At 58.9% G+C, this 20,026-nt stretch carries 30 protein-coding genes; 29 read left to right on the forward strand and 1 reads right to left on the reverse strand.

The features are described 5' to 3' along the window. Nucleotides 1–11: 11 nt before the first annotated feature. From rpsS to bfr, 25 genes are all read left to right on the forward strand, one after another. On the forward strand, nt 12–287 hold the full coding sequence (gene rpsS, locus ACK3BK_RS02470; RefSeq protein ID WP_003255482.1) for a 30S ribosomal protein S19: 276 nt from the start codon (nt 12–14) through the stop codon (nt 285–287). An 11-nt stretch (nt 288–298) separates the two neighbouring features. Beyond that, nucleotides 299–631 carry a 50S ribosomal protein L22 gene (gene rplV / locus ACK3BK_RS02475; RefSeq protein ID WP_003103908.1) on the forward strand — a complete coding sequence of 111 codons (333 nt, stop codon included), beginning with the start codon at nt 299–301 and terminating at the stop codon, nt 629–631. Nucleotides 632–644: 13 nt separating this feature from the next. Further along, nucleotides 645–1,331 carry a 30S ribosomal protein S3 gene (rpsC, locus tag ACK3BK_RS02480; RefSeq protein WP_003255481.1) on the forward strand — a complete coding sequence of 229 codons (687 nt, stop codon included), beginning with the start codon at nt 645–647 and terminating at the stop codon, nt 1,329–1,331. A gap of 12 nt (nt 1,332–1,343) precedes the next feature. Further along, the gene (rplP, locus tag ACK3BK_RS02485) at nt 1,344–1,757 is read left to right on the forward strand and encodes a 50S ribosomal protein L16 (RefSeq protein ID WP_009397508.1); all 414 of its coding nucleotides are present in this window, start codon (nt 1,344–1,346) and stop codon (nt 1,755–1,757) included. Further along, entirely contained in the window at nt 1,757–1,948 is a 192-nt protein-coding gene (gene rpmC, locus ACK3BK_RS02490) for a 50S ribosomal protein L29 (protein WP_002555481.1), read from the forward strand. Before rplP ends, rpmC begins: the two co-directional genes overlap by 1 nt. 2 nt (nt 1,949–1,950) lie before the next feature. Further along, entirely contained in the window at nt 1,951–2,217 is a 267-nt protein-coding gene (gene rpsQ, locus ACK3BK_RS02495; protein WP_023534981.1) for a 30S ribosomal protein S17, read from the forward strand. 23 nt (nt 2,218–2,240) lie between these two features. Further along, nucleotides 2,241–2,609, forward strand: a complete 369-nt coding sequence (gene rplN / locus ACK3BK_RS02500; RefSeq protein WP_011063774.1) for a 50S ribosomal protein L14 — start codon at nt 2,241–2,243, stop codon at nt 2,607–2,609. Nucleotides 2,610–2,620: 11 nt separating this feature from the next. Continuing rightward, nucleotides 2,621–2,935, forward strand: a complete 315-nt coding sequence (rplX, locus tag ACK3BK_RS02505) for a 50S ribosomal protein L24 (protein ID WP_003255476.1) — start codon at nt 2,621–2,623, stop codon at nt 2,933–2,935. Between the two features lie 38 nt (nt 2,936–2,973). Next, a complete protein-coding gene (rplE, locus tag ACK3BK_RS02510) occupies nt 2,974–3,495 on the forward strand; it encodes a 50S ribosomal protein L5 (RefSeq protein WP_400615751.1) in 522 nt (173 codons plus the stop codon). 13 nt (nt 3,496–3,508) lie between these two features. After that, nucleotides 3,509–3,814, forward strand: a complete 306-nt coding sequence (gene rpsN, locus ACK3BK_RS02515) for a 30S ribosomal protein S14 (protein ID WP_013970638.1) — start codon at nt 3,509–3,511, stop codon at nt 3,812–3,814. A gap of 209 nt (nt 3,815–4,023) precedes the next feature. Next, on the forward strand, nt 4,024–4,416 hold the full coding sequence (rpsH, locus tag ACK3BK_RS02520; RefSeq protein WP_023382627.1) for a 30S ribosomal protein S8: 393 nt from the start codon (nt 4,024–4,026) through the stop codon (nt 4,414–4,416). A 12-nt stretch (nt 4,417–4,428) separates the two neighbouring features. After that, nucleotides 4,429–4,962: a 50S ribosomal protein L6 gene (gene rplF / locus ACK3BK_RS02525; RefSeq protein ID WP_027594874.1), complete on the forward strand. Its 534-nt coding sequence runs from the start codon at nt 4,429–4,431 to the stop codon at nt 4,960–4,962. Between the two features lie 10 nt (nt 4,963–4,972). Continuing rightward, nucleotides 4,973–5,323, forward strand: a complete 351-nt coding sequence (rplR, locus tag ACK3BK_RS02530; protein ID WP_023629183.1) for a 50S ribosomal protein L18 — start codon at nt 4,973–4,975, stop codon at nt 5,321–5,323. 3 nt (nt 5,324–5,326) lie between these two features. Then, nucleotides 5,327–5,827, forward strand: a complete 501-nt coding sequence (gene rpsE / locus ACK3BK_RS02535) for a 30S ribosomal protein S5 (protein ID WP_003255465.1) — start codon at nt 5,327–5,329, stop codon at nt 5,825–5,827. 2 nt (nt 5,828–5,829) lie between these two features. After that, nucleotides 5,830–6,006, forward strand: a complete 177-nt coding sequence (gene rpmD / locus ACK3BK_RS02540; RefSeq protein ID WP_029614570.1) for a 50S ribosomal protein L30 — start codon at nt 5,830–5,832, stop codon at nt 6,004–6,006. Between the two features lie 3 nt (nt 6,007–6,009). Beyond that, on the forward strand, nt 6,010–6,444 hold the full coding sequence (gene rplO / locus ACK3BK_RS02545) for a 50S ribosomal protein L15 (protein WP_054893563.1): 435 nt from the start codon (nt 6,010–6,012) through the stop codon (nt 6,442–6,444). Then, nucleotides 6,445–7,776 (forward strand): preprotein translocase subunit SecY, encoded by a 1,332-nt coding sequence (gene secY, locus ACK3BK_RS02550; protein ID WP_003255459.1) that lies wholly within the window; start codon nt 6,445–6,447, stop codon nt 7,774–7,776. 28 nt (nt 7,777–7,804) lie between these two features. After that, nucleotides 7,805–7,921 (forward strand): 50S ribosomal protein L36, encoded by a 117-nt coding sequence (rpmJ, locus tag ACK3BK_RS02555; protein WP_011531897.1) that lies wholly within the window; start codon nt 7,805–7,807, stop codon nt 7,919–7,921. Nucleotides 7,922–8,052: 131 nt separating this feature from the next. Then, nucleotides 8,053–8,409, forward strand: coding sequence for a 30S ribosomal protein S13 (gene rpsM / locus ACK3BK_RS02560; protein WP_003255457.1), 357 nt, complete (start codon nt 8,053–8,055; stop codon nt 8,407–8,409). 18 nt (nt 8,410–8,427) lie between these two features. Then, entirely contained in the window at nt 8,428–8,817 is a 390-nt protein-coding gene (gene rpsK, locus ACK3BK_RS02565; protein ID WP_003255454.1) for a 30S ribosomal protein S11, read from the forward strand. 15 nt (nt 8,818–8,832) lie between these two features. Beyond that, nucleotides 8,833–9,453, forward strand: coding sequence for a 30S ribosomal protein S4 (gene rpsD / locus ACK3BK_RS02570; protein ID WP_054893564.1), 621 nt, complete (start codon nt 8,833–8,835; stop codon nt 9,451–9,453). 22 nt (nt 9,454–9,475) lie between these two features. Further along, nucleotides 9,476–10,477, forward strand: coding sequence for a DNA-directed RNA polymerase subunit alpha (locus tag ACK3BK_RS02575; RefSeq protein WP_196178294.1), 1,002 nt, complete (start codon nt 9,476–9,478; stop codon nt 10,475–10,477). Between the two features lie 42 nt (nt 10,478–10,519). Further along, entirely contained in the window at nt 10,520–10,906 is a 387-nt protein-coding gene (gene rplQ, locus ACK3BK_RS02580; RefSeq protein WP_003255451.1) for a 50S ribosomal protein L17, read from the forward strand. Between the two features lie 172 nt (nt 10,907–11,078). Then, the gene (locus ACK3BK_RS02585) at nt 11,079–12,518 is read left to right on the forward strand and encodes a catalase (protein ID WP_411383674.1); all 1,440 of its coding nucleotides are present in this window, start codon (nt 11,079–11,081) and stop codon (nt 12,516–12,518) included. A gap of 165 nt (nt 12,519–12,683) precedes the next feature. Further along, nucleotides 12,684–13,148, forward strand: a complete 465-nt coding sequence (bfr, locus tag ACK3BK_RS02590) for a bacterioferritin (protein ID WP_063542481.1) — start codon at nt 12,684–12,686, stop codon at nt 13,146–13,148. Nucleotides 13,149–13,214: 66 nt separating this feature from the next. On the opposite strand, the gene uvrA is transcribed toward bfr, so the two are convergent. Then, nucleotides 13,215–16,049 carry an excinuclease ABC subunit UvrA gene (gene uvrA, locus ACK3BK_RS02595; protein WP_186670256.1) on the reverse strand — a complete coding sequence of 945 codons (2,835 nt, stop codon included), beginning with the start codon at nt 16,047–16,049 and terminating at the stop codon, nt 13,215–13,217. A 129-nt stretch (nt 16,050–16,178) separates the two neighbouring features. Here uvrA and ACK3BK_RS02600 point away from each other — a divergent pair, with 129 nt between their 5' ends. The 4 genes from ACK3BK_RS02600 to ACK3BK_RS02615 all read left to right on the forward strand — a co-directional run bounded on the left by ACK3BK_RS02600 (nt 16,179) and on the right by ACK3BK_RS02615 (nt 20,025). Further along, the gene (locus ACK3BK_RS02600; RefSeq protein ID WP_186709491.1) at nt 16,179–17,573 is read left to right on the forward strand and encodes an MFS transporter; all 1,395 of its coding nucleotides are present in this window, start codon (nt 16,179–16,181) and stop codon (nt 17,571–17,573) included. 9 nt (nt 17,574–17,582) lie between these two features. Then, nucleotides 17,583–18,125: a single-stranded DNA-binding protein gene (locus tag ACK3BK_RS02605; protein WP_186670260.1), complete on the forward strand. Its 543-nt coding sequence runs from the start codon at nt 17,583–17,585 to the stop codon at nt 18,123–18,125. A 336-nt stretch (nt 18,126–18,461) separates the two neighbouring features. Next, on the forward strand, nt 18,462–19,310 hold the full coding sequence (locus ACK3BK_RS02610) for a transporter substrate-binding domain-containing protein (RefSeq protein ID WP_186670262.1): 849 nt from the start codon (nt 18,462–18,464) through the stop codon (nt 19,308–19,310). Nucleotides 19,311–19,362: 52 nt separating this feature from the next. Further along, nucleotides 19,363–20,025, forward strand: a complete 663-nt coding sequence (locus ACK3BK_RS02615; RefSeq protein WP_288377824.1) for an amino acid ABC transporter permease — start codon at nt 19,363–19,365, stop codon at nt 20,023–20,025. Nucleotide 20,026: the final 1 nt, after the last annotated feature.

A 20,026-nucleotide genomic window follows, 5' to 3' on the forward strand; every position in this document is an offset into this window, starting at 1 on the left:
GGGATACGACAGTGCCACGTTCTCTGAAAAAAGGTCCTTTTATCGATCTTCACCTGCTGAAGAAGGTCGAAGTGGCGGTGGAGAAGAATGATCGCAAGCCAGTGAAAACCTGGTCGCGCCGTTCGATGATCCTGCCACAAATGGTCGGTCTGACCATCGCGGTACACAACGGTCGCCAACACGTCCCAGTTCTTGTGAACGAAGACATGGTCGGCCACAAACTGGGCGAGTTCGCCGGTACCCGCACCTATCGCGGGCACGTGGCTGACAAGAAAGCCAAGCGTTAAGGGGTAAGGAAATGGAAGTAGCCGCTAAGTTGTCGGGCGCTCGAATCTCCGCCCAGAAAGCCCGCTTGGTCGCCGACCAGATCCGCGGGAAGAAGGTGGGCGAAGCGCTCAACCTGTTGGCCTTCAGCAGCAAAAAAGCCGCTGAAATCATGAAGAAAGTCCTCGAGTCGGCCGTTGCCAACGCCGAACACAACGAAGGCGCAGACGTTGATGACCTGAAGGTCAGCACCGTTTTCGTCAACGAAGGGCGTTCGCTGAAGCGCATCATGCCGCGTGCCAAAGGCCGCGCTGATCGCATCGTCAAGCGGTCTTGCCATATCACTGTCAAGGTTGCGGACAAGTAACGGAGTCGATCAGATGGGTCAGAAAGTACATCCCACTGGCATTCGCCTGGGAATCGTCAAGGAGCACACCTCCGTCTGGTACGCAGACGGTGCTACTTACGCAGATTACCTGTTGAAGGATCTGAAAACGCGTGAGTACCTCCAAGACAAACTAAAAAGCGCGTCCGTAAGCCGTATCGATATTCATCGTCCGGCTCAAACTGCACGCATCACCATCCACACCGCTCGTCCCGGTATCGTTATCGGCAAGAAGGGTGAGGATGTCGAGAAGCTGCGTCAGGACCTGACCAAGCAGATGGGTGTGCCTGTGCACATCAACATCGAAGAGATCCGCAAGCCGGAACTCGACGCCATGCTGGTTGCGCAAAGCGTTGCCCAGCAGCTGGAGCGCCGCGTTATGTTCCGTCGCGCCATGAAGCGCGCCGTACAGAACGCCATGCGTATTGGTGCCAAGGGCATCAAGATCCAGGTGAGCGGTCGTCTTGGCGGTGCCGAGATCGCCCGTACCGAGTGGTATCGCGAAGGTCGTGTGCCTCTGCACACCCTGCGTGCCGATATCGACTACAACACCTACGAAGCTCACACCACCTACGGTGTGATCGGTGTCAAGGTTTGGATCTTCAAAGGCGAAGTGATTGGTGGTCGCCAGGAAGAGCTGAAGCCGCAAGCACCAGCGCCTCGTAAAAAAGCTGCTAAGTAAGGGGTACGCCAAATGTTGCAACCAAAGCGTACAAAATTCCGCAAGCAGATGACCGGCCACAACCGTGGTCTGGCACTGCGCGGTAGCAAGGTCAGCTTCGGCGAGTTCGCTCTGAAAGCTGTCGCTCGCGGTCGCCTCACCGCTCGCCAGATCGAGTCGGCACGTCGTGCCCTGACCCGTCACGTAAAACGTGGCGGCAAGATCTGGATCCGTGTATTCCCGGACAAGCCGGTTACCAAGAAGCCTCTCGAGGTTCGTATGGGTAAAGGTAAGGGTTCCGTGGAGTACTGGGTTGCCCAGATCCAGCCAGGCAAAGTCCTGTACGAGATCGAGGGTGTTTCTGAAGAGCTGGCGCGCGAAGCTTTCGCCCTGGCTGCTGCAAAGCTGCCTCTCGCCACCTCCTTTGTTAAGCGGACGGTGATGTGATGAAAGCGAATGAACTTCGTGAAAAATCGGCACAGCAACTGAATGAGCAACTGCTCGGCTTGCTGCGCGACCAGTTCAATCTGCGTATGCAGAAAGCAACTGGCCAGTTGGGGCAGTCGCACCTGCTCTCGCAAGTTAAGCGTGACATCGCTCGCGTGAAAACTGTGCTCAACCAGCAGGCAGGTAAGTGATCATGGCTGAAGCTGAAAAAACCGTCCGTACGCTGACTGGCCGTGTCGTCAGCGACAAAATGGACAAGACCATCACCGTTCTGATCGAGCGTCGCGTAAAGCACCCGATCTACGGTAAATACGTTAAGCGTTCGACTAAGCTGCACGCGCACGACGAAACCAATCAGTGCAAGATCGGCGACAAGGTTTCGATCACCGAAACTCGTCCGCTGGCCAAGACCAAGTCCTGGGCACTGGTTGAAGTCCTCGAACGCGCTGTTGAAGTCTAAGGGCTAGGGGTCGGAGAAATTTTATGATTCAGACTCAATCCATGCTCGATGTGGCCGATAACAGCGGCGCTCGTCGCGTCATGTGCATCAAGGTGCTCGGCGGTTCGCACCGCCGTTACGCTGGCATCGGTGACATCATCAAAGTTACCGTCAAGGAAGCGATTCCTCGCGGTAAGGTCAAGAAAGGCCAGGTGATGACCGCTGTTGTCGTCCGTACCCGTCACGGTGTACGTCGCGCTGACGGTTCCATCATTCGTTTCGACGGCAACGCTGCTGTTCTGCTGAACAACAAGCAAGAGCCGATCGGTACCCGCATCTTCGGGCCAGTGACCCGTGAACTTCGTAACGAGAAGTTCATGAAGATCGTCTCGCTCGCCCCTGAAGTGCTGTAAGGAGATCCGACATGCAAAAGATTCGTCGTGACGACGAGATCATCGTGATCGCCGGCAAAGACAAGGGTAAGCGCGGTAAGGTGCTGAAGGTTCTCGCTGATGACCGTCTGGTCATCGGTGGTGTCAACCTGGTCAAGCGTCATACCAAGCCGAACCCGATGGCAGGCGTTCAGGGCGGTATCGTCGAGAAAGAAGCGCCTCTGCACGCTTCCAACGTTGCCATCTTCAATGGCGAAACCAACAAGGCTGACCGCGTTGGTTTCAAAGTAGAAGACGGTAAGAAAATTCGTGTCTTCAAGTCGACCCAAAAAGCGGTTGATGCTTGAACACTGCTAGGTAGAAGACCATGGCACGACTGAAAGAGATGTACCGGAACGAAATCGCTCCCAAGCTTAAGGAAGAACTTAAGCTGTCGAACGTGATGGAAGTTCCGCGCGTTACCAAGATCACCCTGAACATGGGTCTGGGCGAAGCGATCGGCGACAAGAAAGTCATCGAGCACGCAGTTGCCGACCTGGAAAAGATCACCGGTCAAAAGCCGGTCGTGACTTTCGCTCGTAAATCCATCGCGGGCTTCAAAGTCCGTGAAGGCTGGCCGATCGGCGTCAAGGTGACCCTGCGTAGCGACAAGATGTACGAATTCCTGGACCGCCTGCTGGCGATCTCCCTGCCTCGGGTTCGCGACTTCCGCGGCCTGAATGCCAAGTCCTTCGATGGCCGTGGCAACTACAGCATGGGCGTGAAAGAGCAGATCATCTTCCCGGAAATCGACTACGACAAGATCGATGCTCTGCGCGGTTTGGACATCACCCTGACCACCACTGCTCGTTCGGACGACGAAGGCCGCGCTCTGCTGCGTGCATTCAAGTTCCCGTTCCGCAACTGATTGGAGTAGGAAAATGGCCAAGAAGAGCATGAAAAACCGCGAGCTGAAGCGTCAGCTCACGGTAGCCAAGTACGCCAAAAAGCGTGCCGAGCTGAAAGCGACCATCGTCAACCTGAACGCCTCTCCAGAAGAGCGTTTCGCTGCCGTTGTCGCTCTGCAGAAGCAGCCTCGTGATGCCAGCGCCTCGCGCCTGCGCAACCGTTGCCGCCTGACCGGTCGTCCTCACGGTGTTTACCGTAAGTTCGGCCTGGGCCGTAACATGCTGCGTCAAGCTGCAATGCGCGGTGACGTACCAGGTCTGGTCAAGGCCTCCTGGTAATAGCTGCAGGTGTGATCCCGGCGTAGGGGGAGCAATCTTCCGACCGCCGGTGACATCGCCAACAAACAAGCCCCCTCGTGGGGCTTGTTTCGTTTCTGTCTTGTGTCTAGAATGACCGGCTCACCTGAGCCTGGGTTTTTTGCCCGGGGCGGTCAGGTGGTTGTGATAGCCGCAAGGCTAATAATTCTTGTATCAGGAGCATCTAGCCCATGAGTATGCAGGACCCGTTAGCGGACATGCTAACTCGCATCCGTAATGCCCAGATGGCTGAAAAGTCCGTCGTAAGCATGCCTTCCTCCACTCTGAAGGTCGCGGTTGCCAAAGTTCTGAAGGACGAAGGTTACATCGCTGGCTACCAGGTCAGTGGCGAAGCCAAGCCTTCCCTGTCGATCGAACTGAAGTACTTCGAAGGCCGTCCGGTCATCGAAGAACTGAAGCGCTCCAGCCGTCCAGGCCTGCGCCAGTACAAGTCCGTCTCTGACCTGCCGAAAGTACGTGGCGGTCTGGGCGTGTCTATCGTCTCCACCAACAAAGGTGTGATGACTGATCGCGCTGCGCGCGCTGCCGGTGTCGGTGGCGAAGTTCTGTGCACAGTGTTCTAAGGGGAGATAGGCATGTCTCGCGTCGCTAAGAACCCCGTTAAGCTGCCATCCGGTGTCGAAGTCAAATTCGCCGGCCAGCAGCTTTCGGTGAAGGGTGCCAAGGGCACTCTCGAACTGAACGTTCACTCGTCTGTTGAAGTTACCGAAGAGTCTGGCGAGCTGCGCTTCGTCGCTCGCAACGGTGACCAGCAAGCTCGCGCCATGGCCGGTACCACCCGTGCTCTGGTGAACAACATGGTCCAGGGCGTAAGCCAAGGCTTCGAGCGCAAGCTCCAGCTGGTCGGTGTTGGTTACAAGGCACAGGCCAAGGGCACCATCCTGAACCTGGCTCTGGGCTTCTCGCATCCAGTGGACTACGAACTGCCAGCCGGTATCACCGCTGAAACCCCAAGCCAGACCGACATCCTGATCAAGGGTATCGACAAGCAGCTGGTGGGTCAGGTGGCCGCTGAAATCCGCGATTTCCGTCCGCCAGAGCCTTACAAAGGCAAGGGTGTGCGTTACGCGGACGAAGTAGTCCGTCGTAAAGAAGCCAAGAAGAAGTAGGGCCTAGCAAATGACCGACAAAAAAGTTATTCGACTGCGTCGCGCTCGCAAAGCACGCCTGAAAATGCACGAGCTCGAAGCCGTGCGTCTGTGCGTGTTCCGCTCCTCGCAGCACATCTATGCCCAGGTCATTTCGGCCGACGGCAGCAAGGTTCTGGCAAGCGCCTCGACCTTGGACAAAGAACTGCGTGATGGCGCCACCGGCAACATCGACGCGGCCACTAAGGTTGGCAAGCTGGTAGCTGAGCGTGCGAAAGCCGCCGGTGTATCTCAAGTTGCCTTTGACCGTTCCGGCTTCAAGTACCATGGTCGCGTCAAGGCGCTGGCCGATGCTGCTCGTGAAGGCGGACTGGAGTTCTAAGTTATGGCAAATAACGATCAAAAGCGCGACGAAGGCTACATCGAGAAGCTGGTTCAAGTTAACCGCGTTGCTAAAACCGTTAAAGGCGGCCGTATCTTCACCTTCACCGCGCTGACCGTGGTAGGTGATGGCAAAGGTCGCGTCGGCTTCGGCCGTGGCAAATCGCGCGAAGTACCTGCCGCGATCCAGAAAGCCATGGAAGCTGCCCGTCGCAACATGATCCAGGTTGACCTGAAGGGCACCACCCTGCAGTACGCCACCAAGGCTGCCCACGGCGCCTCGAAGGTTTACATGCAGCCTGCTTCGGAAGGTACCGGTATCATCGCCGGCGGCGCAATGCGTGCTGTCCTGGAAGTTGCTGGTGTCCAGAACGTTCTGGCCAAGTGCTACGGTTCGACCAACCCAGTGAACGTGGTTTACGCCACCTTCAAGGGTCTGAAAGCCATGCAATCTCCTGAGTCCATTGCTGCCAAGCGCGGCAAGAGTGTTGAGGAGATCTTCTGATCATGGCAACCGTAAAAGTAACGCTGATCAAGAGCACCGCCGGCCGTCTGCCTAACCACATCCTGTGCGTTAAAGGCCTGGGTCTGCGTCGCATCGGTCACACTGTAGAAGTCCAGGATACTCCCGAGAATCGCGGGATGATCAACAAGGCTTACTACATGCTGCGCGTCGAGGGTTAATCGATGAAACTCAATGATCTGAGTCCAGCGCCGGGTTCCCGTCGCGAGAAGCATCGTCCGGGTCGTGGTATCGGTAGCGGTTTGGGCAAGACTGGTGGCCGCGGTCACAAAGGTCAGACCTCCCGTTCCGGTGGCACCATCGCTCCGGGCTTCGAAGGCGGTCAACAGCCGCTGCACCGTCGTCTGCCGAAGTTCGGCTTCGTTTCCCTGAAAGCCATGGACCGCGCTGAAGTGCGTCTGTCCGAGCTGGCCAAGGTGGAAGGCGACGTGATCTCCGTACAGTCCCTGAAAGACGCCAACGTGATTGGCCAGCATGTACAGCGTGTGAAAATCATGCTGTCCGGCGAAGTCACTCGCGCAGTCACTATCAAGGGCATCGCCGTCACCAAAGGTGCGCGTGCGGCTATCGAAGCAGCTGGCGGCAAGTTCGAGGAATAAATGGCTAAGCAAGGTGCTCTCTCTTCGCTCGGTAAGGGCGGGATGTCGGAACTCTGGGCTCGTCTGCGCTTTCTGTTCATGGCGATCATCGTCTATCGGATCGGCGCACATATCCCGGTGCCTGGCATCAATCCAGACCGTCTGGCGGATCTGTTTCGACAGAATGAGGGGACCATTCTTAGCTTGTTCAACATGTTTTCCGGTGGTGCGCTGGAGCGCATGAGCATCTTTGCACTGGGGATCATGCCGTACATCTCGGCATCGATCATCATGCAGCTCATGACCGCAGTCAGCCCTCAACTGGAGCAGTTGAAGAAGGAAGGTGAAGCTGGCCGTCGCAAGATCAGCCAGTACACCCGCTACGGCACCGTTATCCTGGCGCTGGTTCAAGCCATTGGCATGTCCATTGGCCTGGCCAACCAGGGCGTGGCGTTTTCTGCAGGCCTGGGCTTCCATGTCGTTGCCGTCTCCACTTTCGTGGCTGGCGCAATGTTCATGATGTGGCTCGGCGAGCAGATCACCGAGCGCGGTGTGGGCAACGGTATCTCGATGTTGATCTTCGCAGGTATCGTTGCCGGTCTTCCGAGAGCAATCGGGCAGTCTTTCGAGTCTGCGCGCACAGGCGATATCAACATCTTCGCCCTGGTCGCTATCGGTTTGCTTGCAGTAGCGATTATCGGTTTCGTGGTGTTCATTGAGCGTGGTCAGCGTCGTATCGCCGTTCACTACGCCAAGCGTCAGCAGGGCCGCAAGGTCTTCGCTGCGCAGACCAGCCACTTGCCGCTGAAAGTGAACATGGCGGGCGTCATTCCTGCCATTTTCGCGAGCAGCATCTTGCTGTTCCCGGCTTCGCTGGGTGCCTGGTTCGGTCAGTCCGAAGGTATGGGCTGGCTGCAGGACATCTCGCAGTCGATCGCTCCTGGTCAGCCGTTGAACATTCTGCTGTTTAGTGCAGGGATCATCTTCTTCTGCTTCTTCTACACAGCGTTGATGTTCAACCCGAAAGACGTAGCGGAAAACCTGAAGAAGTCCGGTGCCTTTATTCCGGGTATCCGTCCTGGTGAGCAGTCGGCGCGCTACATTGATGGCGTTCTGACTCGTCTGACCATGTTCGGTGCTCTTTACATGATGGCCGTCTGCCTTCTGCCCCAGTTCCTGGTGGTGGCAGCAAACGTGCCGTTCTACCTTGGCGGGACCTCGTTGCTGATTGTGGTAGTGGTTGTGATGGACTTCATGTCCCAAGTACAATCGCACCTCGTTTCGCACCAGTACGAATCCCTGATGAAGAAAGCCAACCTGAAAGGCTACGGTGGCAGCGGCCTGCTGCGCTGATAGACCCCTAAGGTTCGAGGAGTCGGTAATGAAAGTTCGTGCATCGGTGAAAAAGCTGTGCCGCAACTGCAAGATCATTCGTCGCGAAGGTATCGTGCGCGTGATCTGCAGCGCGGAACCGCGTCACAAGCAGCGCCAAGGCTGAGTGTGATCTGCGCTTCAAACCCAGCAGCTAGTGTGCTGCTGGGTTGATTATTCGTTTCTACAGCGATATTATCTCGCGCCCTATTTCTTGGCTTCCGGGGCGTAGGTAGCTGTCAATTGGAGTCCCACTGAATGGCCCGTATTGCAGGCGTCAACATTCCAGATAACAAGCATACTGTTATCTCGCTGACCTACATCTATGGTGTCGGTCGCACAACTGCACAGAAAATCTGTGCAGACGCTGGTGTAAATCCAGCCGCTAAGATCAAGGATCTGAGCGACGAGCAAATCGAAACCCTGCGTGGCGAAGTTGCGAAGTTCACCACCGAAGGTGACCTGCGTCGTGACATCAACATGAAGATCAAGCGCTTGATGGACCTGGGTTGCTACCGCGGCCTGCGTCATCGTAAAGGTCTGCCGGTTCGCGGTCAGCGCACCAAGACCAACGCACGCACCCGTAAGGGCCCGCGTAAGCCGATCCGCAAGTAATCGCCCAGGAATATAGACATGGCAAAACCTGCTGCTCGTCCTCGTAAAAAAGTCAAAAAGACAGTGGTTGATGGCATCGCCCACATCCATGCGTCTTTCAACAACACCATCGTGACCATCACCGACCGTCAGGGCAATGCTTTGTCCTGGGCGACCTCCGGTGGTTCGGGTTTCCGTGGTTCGCGCAAATCCACCCCGTTCGCAGCCCAGATCGCTGCTGAGCGTGCTGGTCAAGCTGCGCTGGAATACGGTCTGAAGAACCTCGACGTCAACGTCAAGGGTCCAGGTCCAGGTCGTGAGTCCGCCGTTCGTGCACTGAACAGCTGCGGCTACAAGATCGCCAGCATCACCGACGTGACGCCAATCCCGCATAACGGGTGCCGTCCGCCGAAGAAGCGTCGCGTGTAATCAGGAGACAGATAAATGGCACGTTACATTGGTCCAAAATGCAAACTGTCTCGCCGTGAAGGCACTGACCTGTTCCTGAAGAGCGGCGTTCGCGCTCTGGAATCGAAGTGCAACATCGAAGCAGCCCCAGGTATCCACGGCCAGCGCCGTGGCCGTCAGTCCGACTACGGTACCCAGCTGCGCGAGAAACAAAAAGTCCGCCGTATCTACGGTGTCCTGGAGCGCCAGTTCCGCGGTTACTACCAAGTCGCAGCCTCGAAAAAAGGCGCTACTGGTGAGAACCTGCTGCAACTGCTGGAATGCCGCCTGGACAACGTCGTTTACCGTATGGGCTTCGGTTCGACTCGTTCCGAATCCCGTCAGCTGGTTTCGCACAAAGCGATCAGCGTCAACGGCAAGACCGTAAACATTCCATCCTACCAAGTTCGTCCGGGTGACGTGGTCGCGGTTCGTGAGAAGTCGCTGAACCAGCTGCGCATTGTTCAAGCCCTTGAACTGTGCGCCCAGCGTGGCCGCGTTGAGTGGGTAGACGTTGATTCCGCTAAAAAGTCGGGCGTTTTCAAGAACGTTCCTGCTCGCAGCGATCTGTCCGCCGACATCAACGAAAACCTGATTGTCGAGCTCTACTCCAAGTAAGGGCTAGAAAATAGGTGCATCCATGCAGATTTCGGTAAATGAGTTCCTGACTCCCCGTCACATCGACGTGCAGGTAGTCAGTCCAACCCGCGCCAAGATCACGCTCGAGCCTCTCGAGCGTGGTTTCGGCCATACCCTGGGCAACGCGCTGCGTCGCATCCTGTTGTCCTCCATGCCTGGCTGTGCAGTAGTCGAGGCCGAGATCGATGGCGTACTCCATGAGTACTCCGCGATCGAAGGTGTACAGGAAGACGTCATTGAAATCCTGTTGAACCTCAAAGGCCTGGCGATCAAGCTGCACGGTCGTGACGAAGTTACGCTGACCTTGTCGAAAAAGGGTTCGGGGGTGGTTACCGCTGCCGATATTCAGCTGGATCACGATGTCGAGATCGTCAATCCCGATCACGTAATCGCGAACCTGGCGTCCAACGGCGCCCTGAACATGAAGCTCACCGTAGCTCGTGGTCGCGGTTACGAGCCGGCCGATTCCCGTCAGACTGACGAAGATGAAAGCCGCAGCATTGGCCGTCTTCAGCTGGACGCTTCGTTCAGCCCGGTGCGTCGTATCGCCTACGTGGTCGAGAACGCCCGTGTTGAACAGCGTACCAACCTGGACAAGCTGGTCCTCGATCTGGAAACCAACGGCACCCTGGACCCTGAAGAGGCCATTCGTCGTGCCGCGACCATCCTGCAACAGCAGCTGGCCGCGTTCGTCGACCTCAAAGGTGACAGCGAGCCGGTCGTGGTCGAGCAGGAAGACGAGATCGATCCGATCCTGCTGCGCCCGGTTGACGACCTGGAACTGACTGTACGTTCGGCCAACTGCCTCAAGGCGGAGAACATCTACTACATCGGCGACCTGATTCAGCGTACCGAAGTAGAGCTGTTGAAGACTCCTAACCTGGGCAAGAAGTCCCTGACTGAAATCAAGGACGTCCTGGCCTCCCGTGGTCTGTCTCTCGGCATGCGCCTCGACAACTGGCCGCCTGCAAGTCTTAAGAAAGACGACAAGGCGACTGCCTGATCGTCGTAATCACCGAACGTAGTGTTTGGTAAGGAATGAATCATGCGTCATCGTAAAAGTGGACGTCACCTGAGCCGTACCAGCTCTCACCGCAAGGCTATGTTCCAGAACATGGCAGTGTCGTTGATCGAGCACGAGCTGATCAAAACCACCCTGCCGAAAGCCAAGGAACTGCGCCGCGTTGCCGAGCCGCTGATCACCCTGGCCAAGGAAGATAGCGTCGCCAACCGTCGTCTGGCTTTCGACCGTACCCGTTCGAAATCCGCTGTTGGCAAGCTGTTCAACGACCTGGGCAAGCGTTACGCCACCCGTCAGGGCGGCTACCTGCGCATCCTGAAGTGCGGTTTCCGCGCTGGCGACAACGCGCCTATGGCGTACGTCGAGCTGGTTGATCGTCCGGTCGGTGGTGCTGTAGAAGCTGCCGAGTAAGACGTTCCGTCTGCTGCAAGAAACCGGGCCTAGTGCCCGGTTTTTTGTGTTTACATGAATTGTAAAAAACTATCGATATAAGCATATCTATAAATTAGATCTTGTCATGTTGCCCATCCATACTTGCTCTCAAGCCGATTAGCCGGCGTTTCGAGACCGATAAGGAGAGCCCATGAGCAAGATTCTTACTACCGCCAGCGGTGCACCTGTAGCCGATAACCAGAATTCCCGTTCGGCAGGCCCGCGCGGCCCGTTGCTGCTCGACGACTTCCATCTGATCGAGAAGCTGGCCCACTTCAACCGCGAGAACATCCCTGAGCGCCGCGTGCACGCCAAGGGTTCGGGCGCTTACGGCACCTTCACCGTTACTCGAGACATCACCCAATACACCAGCGCCCGCCTGTTCGAGAGCATTGGCAAGCAGACCGAAACCTTCCTGCGCTTCTCCACGGTCGGCGGCGAGCGTGGTTCGGCCGACACCGAGCGTGACCCGCGCGGTTTTGCCGTCAAGTTTTACACCGAGGAAGGTAACTGGGACATCGTCGGCAACAATACCCCCGTGTTCTTCATTCGCGATCCGCTGAAATTCCCGGACTTTATCCATACCCAGAAGCGTCACCCGCAGACCAACCTGAAGAACGCCCAGATGATGTGGGACTTCTGGTCGCATTCGCCCGAGGCGCTGCACCAGGTCACCATCCTGTTCTCTGACCGTGGTATTCCGGACGGCTACCGCCACATGCACGGTTTCGGCAGCCATACCTACAGTCTGCTGAGTGCGGATGGCCGGCGTACCTGGGTCAAGTGGCACTTCAAGACCCAGCAAGGCATCAAGAACCTGGCCCCGGCCGATGCGGCACGTATCGCCGGTACCGATCCGGATTACGCACAACGTGACCTGTTCGAAGCGATCGATCGCGGCGACTACCCACGCTGGACCGTCTGCATCCAGGTGATGAGTGAAGAAGAGGCAGCCACCCGCGCCGAAAACCCCTTCGACGTCACCAAGACCTGGTCGCAGAAGGACTACCCGCTGATCGAGGTGGGTGTGCTTGAACTCAATCGCAACCCGCTCAACTACTTCGCCGAAGTCGAGCAGGCCGCGTTCGGGCCGAGCAATATGGTGCCAGGTGTTGGCCTGTCTCCAGACCGCATGCTGCAGGGGCGCGTATTTGCCTACGCCGATGCTCACCGCTACCGCATTGGCACCAACCACCAGCATTTGCCGGTGAACGCGCCACGTAGCCCGGTGCACAGCTACCAACGCGATGGTGCGATGACCATGGGCAGCTACGGCAGCGCTCCGAACTACGAGCCGAACAGCTACGCCGATGCGCCCAAGCAGTCGCCCCGTCACGCCGAGCCTGCGCTGGCCCTCAAGGGGGCGGCGGATCGTTACGACCACCGCGAAGACAATGACTACTACAGCCACGCTGGTGCGCTGTTCCGCCTGATGAACGCCGAGCAGCAAGCGCTGTTGATCGACAACATTGCCGGCACCCTGAAAGGCGTCAGCGACGATGTAGTGCAGCGTCAGTTGCAGCACTTCTTCAAGGCAGATCCCGCTTACGGCGAGGGGATTGCCAAGGCCTTGGGCATCAAGCTCGCCTAAGTCGAAGTGATAAGGAGAACCGCCCTCATTTGGGCGGTTTTTCAATGAAAATCACTACGGTTTGCCCGCTTTTTTCACACAAATTGCGCATTTTTCAGTGACCTTGAAGAAATCATGGTTCACACTATATCCCTATCAAGCTTTCACTCAGGGAGAATCAGGGCGATGCAAGGTCACCCGGACGTAATCGATTACCTCAACACGTTGCTGACGGGCGAACTGGCGGCACGTGACCAATACTTCATCCACTCGCGCATGTACGAAGACTGGGGCCTGGCCAAGCTCTACGAACGTATCAACCACGAGATGGAAGAAGAGGCGCAGCACGCCGATGCCCTGATTCGCCGCATTCTCATGCTCGAAGGCACCCCGCGCATGCGCCCGGATGACCTCGACGTGGGCACCACCGTGCCGGACATGATCGCTGCCGACCTGCGCCTTGAGTACAAGGTCCGCGCCGCATTGTGCAAAGGCATCGAGTTGTGCGAGCTGCACAAGGACTACATCAGCCGCGATATCCTGCGCGCGCAACTGGCCGACACCGAGGAAGATCACACCTACTGGCTGGAGAAGCAGCAGGGCCTGATCAAATCCATCGGGCTGCAGAACTACCTGCAATCGCAGATGTAACGTCCCTGCAGAGGGCACGCATATAGAGAAAAGCCCCTGGCATTTGCATGTCAGGGGCTTTTTTCGTCAGGCCCGATCGCGTTCCAGCAAGGGCTTGAGGTAATGCCCGGTATACGACTGCTTCATCTTGGCCAGTTCCTCGGGCGTGCCGCTGGCAATGATCTGGCCTCCCTTCGAGCCACCTTCCGGCCCCAGGTCCACCAGCCAGTCGGCGGTCTTGATCACGTCCAGGTTGTGCTCGATCACCACCACCGTGTTGCCGTGGTCGCGCAGGCGATGCAGCACGTCCAGCAGTTGCTGGATGTCGGCGAAGTGCAGGCCGGTGGTTGGCTCATCCAGGATGTAGAGGGTCTTGCCGGTATCGCGCTTGGACAGCTCGCGCGACAGCTTCACCCGCTGCGCCTCGCCGCCCGAAAGCGTCGTCGCCGATTGCCCCAGCTTGATGTACGAAAGGCCCACGTCCATCAGCGTCTGCAGCTTGCGCGCCAACGCCGGGACCGCGTCGAAGAACTCGCGGGCGTCCTCGATGGTCATTTCCAGGACCTCGTGGATGTTCTTGCCCTTGTACTTGATCTCCAGGGTTTCGCGGTTGTAGCGCTTGCTCTTGCACACATCACACGGCACGTAGATATCCGGCAGGAAGTGCATTTCCACCTTGATCAGGCCATCGCCCTGGCACGCTTCGCAGCGCCCGCCCTTGACGTTGAACGAGAAGCGCCCCGGGCCATAACCTCGCGAGCGCGACTCGGGCACGCCAGCGAACAGTTCGCGGATCGGAGTGAAGATCCCGGTATAGGTGGCCGGGTTCGAGCGCGGTGTGCGGCCGATCGGGCTCTGGTCGATGTCGACTACCTTGTCCAGGTGTTGCAGGCCGTCCATGCTGGTGTGCGCTGCTGCTTCCAGGCTGCTGGCACCATTGAGCGCGGTGGCGGCCAAGGGGAACAGGGTGTTGTTGATCAGTGTCGATTTGCCCGAGCCGGACACACCGGTGACGCAGGTCAGCAGGCCGATCGGCACTTCAAGGTCGACGTTCTGCAGGTTGTTGCCGCGCGCGCCCTTGAGCTTGAGCGACAGCTTCTTGTTGCGAGGCGTGCGTTTGGCCGGCACGGCGATCTTCTTGCGGCCTGACAGGTACATGCCGGTCACCGAGTCGGGGTGCGCCATGACTTCCTGCGGCGAGCCTTCGGCGACGATCTGTCCGCCATGCACCCCGGCGCCCGGGCCGATGTCGACGACATAGTCGGCCAGGCGAATGGCATCCTCGTCGTGCTCTACCACGATCACCGTGTTGCCCAGGTCGCGCAGGTGGTTGAGGGTGGCCAGCAGGCGGTCGTTGTCACGTTGGTGCAGGCCGATCGACGGCTCGTCGAGGATGTACATCACCCCCACCAGGCCGGCGCCAATCTGGCTGGCCAGACGGATCCGCTGGGCCTCGCCGCCCGAAAGGGTTTCGGCGCTGCGGTCGAGGGTGAGGTAGTCCAGGCCGACGTTGACCAGGAACTGCAGGCGCTCGCAGATTTCCTTGAGGATCTTCGCTGCAATCTCTCCGCGCCGACCGCTCAGCGTCAGGGTGGCAAAGTACTCGCTGGCATCGCCGATCGGCAGGTTGGTCACGGCCGGCAGGGTTTTTTCGCCCACCCATACATGGCGTGCTTCGCGGCGCAGGCGGGTGCCGCGGCAGTCCGGGCACGGCTGGGTGCCAAGGAACTTGGCCAGCTCCTCGCGCACAGTCGCCGACTCCGTCTCGCGGTAGCGCCGCTCCAGGTTCGGCACGATGCCTTCGAAGGGGTGCGAGCGCTTGACGATGTCGCCGCGGTCGTTGAGGTACTTGAAGTCGACGCTTTGCTTGCCGCTGCCCTGCAGGATCACCTTCTGGTGATCGGCCGAGAGCTGGCCGAACGGCTCGTCGAGGCTGAAGCCGTAATGCGCCGCCAGCGAGCCGAGCATCTGGAAGTAGTAGACGTTGCGTCGGTCCCAGCCACGGATCGCGCCTTCGGCCAGGGTCAGCTCGTTGTTGACCAGGCGCTTGGTGTCGAAGTACTGCTTCACGCCCAGGCCGTCGCAGGTCGGACAGGCGCCAGCCGGGTTGTTGAAGGAGAACAGCTTGGGTTCGAGCTCGCTGATCGCATGGCCGCAGACTGGGCAGGCGAAGCGCGCGGAGAAGATCATGTCCTCGGCGCTTTCGTCATCCATCTGCGCCACCAGGGCGATACCGTCGGCCAGCTTGAGGGCGGTCTCGAAGGACTCGGCCAGGCGCTGCTGCAGGTCGTTGCGCACCTTGAAGCGGTCGACCACCACATCGATGCTGTGCTTCTTCTGCTTGTCGAGCTTGGGCAACTCGTCGAGTTCGTACAACTTGCCGTTGACCCGCGCACGAACGAAGCCCTGGGCGCGCAGCTCATCGAACACCGCCAGGTGCTCACCCTTGCGCTCGCGCACCACGGGTGCCAGCAGCATCAGCTTGCTGCCTTCGGGTTGCTCGAGCACCAGGTCGACCATCTGGCTGATCGTTTGCGCTTCCAGCGGAATGTCGTGGTCCGGGCAGCGTGGCGTACCGACGCGGGCATAGAGCAGGCGCAGGTAATCGTAGATTTCGGTGATGGTGCCAACGGTCGAACGCGGGTTGTGCGAGGTCGACTTCTGCTCGATGGAGATCGCCGGTGACAGGCCTTCGATGGTGTCGACATCGGGCTTTTCCATCATCGACAAAAATTGCCGGGCATAGGCCGACAGCGACTCCACATAGCGGCGTTGGCCTTCGGCGTAGAGTGTGTCGAAGGCCAGGGACGACTTGCCGGAACCGGACAGACCGGTGATCACGATCAGTTTGTCCCGGGGCAGGGTCAGGTCGATGTTCTTCAGGTTGTGGGTACGTGCCCCACGGATCAGGATCTTGTCCACTACGGCCTCGCTTGGCGGGCATAAACAAGGAAGTATACGGCGCGCTGCCACTACGCGGCAAAGCGTCGCGTAGATGCCGTCTAGCCGTCGGACTGATAGAATCGCCGCCGGTTCACACGAGGTTTATCCATGCACGACACCCACAACGAGCGCATGAGTGGCAGCGAAACCCGCGCCGCAGGCGGCCTTGCCCTGGTCTTTGCCTTTCGTATGCTGGGCATGTTCATGGTCCTGCCCGTGCTGGCCACCTATGGCATGGACCTCGCCGGTGCCACGCCCGCGCTGATCGGCCTGGCCATCGGCGCCTACGGCCTGACGCAAGCCGTGCTGCAGATTCCGTTCGGGGTGATTTCCGACCGCATCGGTCGCCGTCCGGTGATCTACCTGGGCCTGGTGATCTTCGCCCTTGGCAGCTTGCTGGCGGCCCAGGCCGATTCGATCTGGGGCGTGATCGCCGGACGCATCCTGCAGGGCGCGGGGGCGATTTCCGCAGCGGTCATGGCCTTGCTCTCCGACCTCACCCGTGAGCAGCATCGCACCAAGGCCATGGCCATGATCGGCATGAGCATCGGCCTGTCGTTCGCGGTGGCGATGGTGATAGGGCCGCTGCTGACAAGCGCCTTCGGGTTGTCGGGATTGTTCCTCGCCACTGCAGGACTTGCCGTGGTCGGCATCGCCCTGATCGCCTTCGTCGTGCCCAGTGCGCACAGTGCGCTGCAGCACCGCGAGTCTGGTGTCGCACGCCAGGCGCTCGGCCCGACCCTGCGTAATCCGGACCTTCTGCGCCTGGACCTGAGCATTTTCATCCTCCATGCGATCCTCATGGCGAGCTTCGTGGCATTGCCGCTGGCGTTCGTCGAGCGTGGCGGCCTGCCCAAGGAAGAGCACTGGTGGGTATACCTGACCGCGTTGCTCATCTCATTTTTTGCAATGGTGCCGTTCATCATCTACGGCGAAAAGAAGCGCAAGATGAAACGCGTGTTGGTTGGTGCGGTCATTGTGCTGCTGCTGATCGAGGTGTTCTTCTGGCAATGGGCTGACAACTTGCGCGGACTGGTGACCGGCACCGTGATATTCTTTACTGCCTTCAACCTGCTGGAGGCATCCTTGCCTTCGCTGGTCAGCAAGGTGTCGCCCGCCGGCGGCAAGGGAACGGCCATGGGGGTCTACTCCACGAGCCAGTTCCTGGGTGCCGCGCTGGGAGGAATCATCGGTGGCTGGTTGTACCAGCACGGTGGCCTGGGCATGGTGTTCCTGGGATGTGCTGTACTGTGTGGTATCTGGCTGGTATCTGCCCTGGGCATGAACGAACCGCCGTACGTCACCAGCCTGCGCATGCCGCTGACACCGGAGGCGGTTCGGGAAGCCGGATTGACCGAGCGCCTGATGGCTGTGCCGGGTGTGACCGACGCCGTGGTGGTGGCAGAAGAAGCCGCCATCTATATCAAACTGGATACGAAAATTTTGGACCGTGCGACCCTCGAGCGTCTGGTGAACCCAGCCCCGACGGCGTGCGAAGCCTAGGAGAACGTTATGGCCCGTGGGGTTAACAAAGTCATTCTGGTTGGTACTTGCGGCCAGGATCCCGAAGTCCGCTACCTGCCCAACGGTAACGCCGTGACCAACCTGAGCCTGGCCACCAGCGAGCAGTGGACCGACAAGCAGTCGGGGCAAAAGGTCGAGCGCACCGAATGGCACCGTGTCTCGCTGTTCGGCAAGGTTGCCGAGATCGCTGGCGAGTACCTGCGCAAGGGTTCGCAGTGCTACATCGAGGGCAAGCTGCAGACCCGCGAGTGGGAAAAGGACGGCATCAAGCGCTACACCACCGAGATCATCGTCGACATGCAGGGCACCATGCAGCTGCTCGGCGGTCGTCCGCAGGGGCAGGGCGGTGATCAGTACAACCAGGGTGGCGGCAACTACAACCAGGGTGGTGGCCAGCAGCAACAGTACAACCAGGCACCACGCCAGCAGGCGCCGCGTCCGCAGCAGGCGCAACAGCGTCCAGCGCCGCAGCAGCCAGCTCCGCAGCCTGCCGCTGATTTCGACAGCTTCGATGACGATATTCCGTTCTAGGAGTTACCTGAGCCTTTACGTGTAAAGCTGTCACCTGAAACCCCCGCCTTGCGGGGGTTTTTCATTTTCGCGCGGCATGCGCCTGGTTTCCTTTGCCCACTCTTCTGCTGCCCTCATGTGGGGCGTTACGCACCCAATGTGGTCATTGGTAGCACTGCCCTCGCTGTGCTCGTCTTGATGCTGCGCTCGCGCCAGCACGCATCCTGTTGATTCAACTCATATTCGAATGGCTGTGGGATTTCCCTTCTCGGCTGTGGCACACTTTCTGCCGTCTATTCCGTTGTTGCAAACAACGTTCCGGTATAGCGGAATAAACAATATCTGGGAGTGCCCGTCATGCAGCGTCGACTTTCCTTGTTTACAGCGTGTGCTTTTCTCTTTGCGGCTTCAGCTTCGCTCGCGGGCATTGCCCAGGCGGCGGACAGCAAGCTCGACAGCGTGTTGAAGCGTGGCCACCTCATCGTGGGCACAGGCAGCACCAACGCGCCATGGCACTTCCAGGGCGCGGATGGCAAGTTGCAGGGTTTCGATATCGACATCGGGCGGATGGTCGCCAAGGGGCTGTTCAATGACCCGGAGAAGGTCGAGTTCGTGGTGCAGTCGTCTGACGCCCGGATTCCCAATCTGTTGACCGACAAGGTCGACATGAGCTGCCAGTTCATCACCGTCACCGCCAGCCGCGCGCAGCAAGTGGCATTCACCCTGCCGTACTACCGCGAAGGCGTCGGCCTGCTGCTGCCGGCCAACAGCAAGTACAAGGAGATCGAAGATCTGAAGGCGGCGGGTGACAGCGTCACCGTGGCGGTGCTGCAGAACGTCTACGCCGAGGAGCTGGTGCACCAGGCGCTGCCCAAGGCCAAGGTCGACCAATACGACAGCGTTGACCTGATGTACCAGGCCGTGAACTCCGGTCGGGCCGACACCGCTGCCACCGACCAGTCGTCGGTCAAGTACCTGATGGTGCAGAACCCCGGTCGCTATCGCAGCCCGGCCTATGCCTGGAGCCCGCAGACCTACGCCTGTGCAGTCAAGCGCGGCGACCAGGACTGGCTGAATTTCGTCAATACCGTCCTGCACGAAGCCATGACCGGTGTCGAATTCCCGACCTACGCAGCGTCGTTCAAGCAGTGGTTTGGTGTCGAGCTGCCTAGCCCGGCCATTGGTTTCCCCGTCGAATTCAAATGACTCCGCAAGAGCGGGGCGCCTCTGTTGCACCCCGCTCCAGGTACTGCTGACCATGAACTATCAGTTGAACTTTGCTGCCGTGTGGCGCGATTTCGACACCTTGCTGGCGGGGCTCGGTCTGGGGCTCGAGCTGGCGCTGGTGTCGATCGCCATCGGCTGCGTGATCGGCCTGTTGATGGCGTTTGCCTTGCTCTCGAAGCACCGCGCATTGCGGGTGTTGGCATCGGTGTACGTGACGGTGATCCGCAACACGCCGATTCTCGTGCTGATCCTGTTGATCTACTTTGCGCTGCCAGGGTTGGGGATCCGCCTGGACAAGATTCCCTCGTTCATCATCACCCTGTCGCTGTATGCCGGGGCGTACCTGACCGAAGTGTTTCGTGGCGGTCTGCTGAGCATTCCCAAGGGCCTGCGCGAGGCGGGGTTGGCCATTGGCCTCGGCGAGTGGCAGATCAAGGCGTACATCACGGTGCCGGTGATGTTGCGCAACGTGCTGCCCGCCTTGTCGAACAACTTCATTTCGCTGTTCAAGGACACCTCGCTGGCGGCGGCGATCGCCGTGCCTGAGCTGACCTATTACGCGCGCAAGATCAATGTCGAGAGCTACCGGGTGATTGAAACCTGGCTGGTGACCACAGCGCTCTATGTCGCGGCCTGCTACCTCATCGCCCTGCTGCTGCGTTACCTCGAGCAGCGTCTGGCGATTCGTCGATAGG

It is taken from the genome of Pseudomonas sp. L7 (assembly GCF_046605565.1).
Lineage (GTDB): Bacteria > Pseudomonadota > Gammaproteobacteria > Pseudomonadales > Pseudomonadaceae > Aquipseudomonas > Aquipseudomonas wayambapalatensis.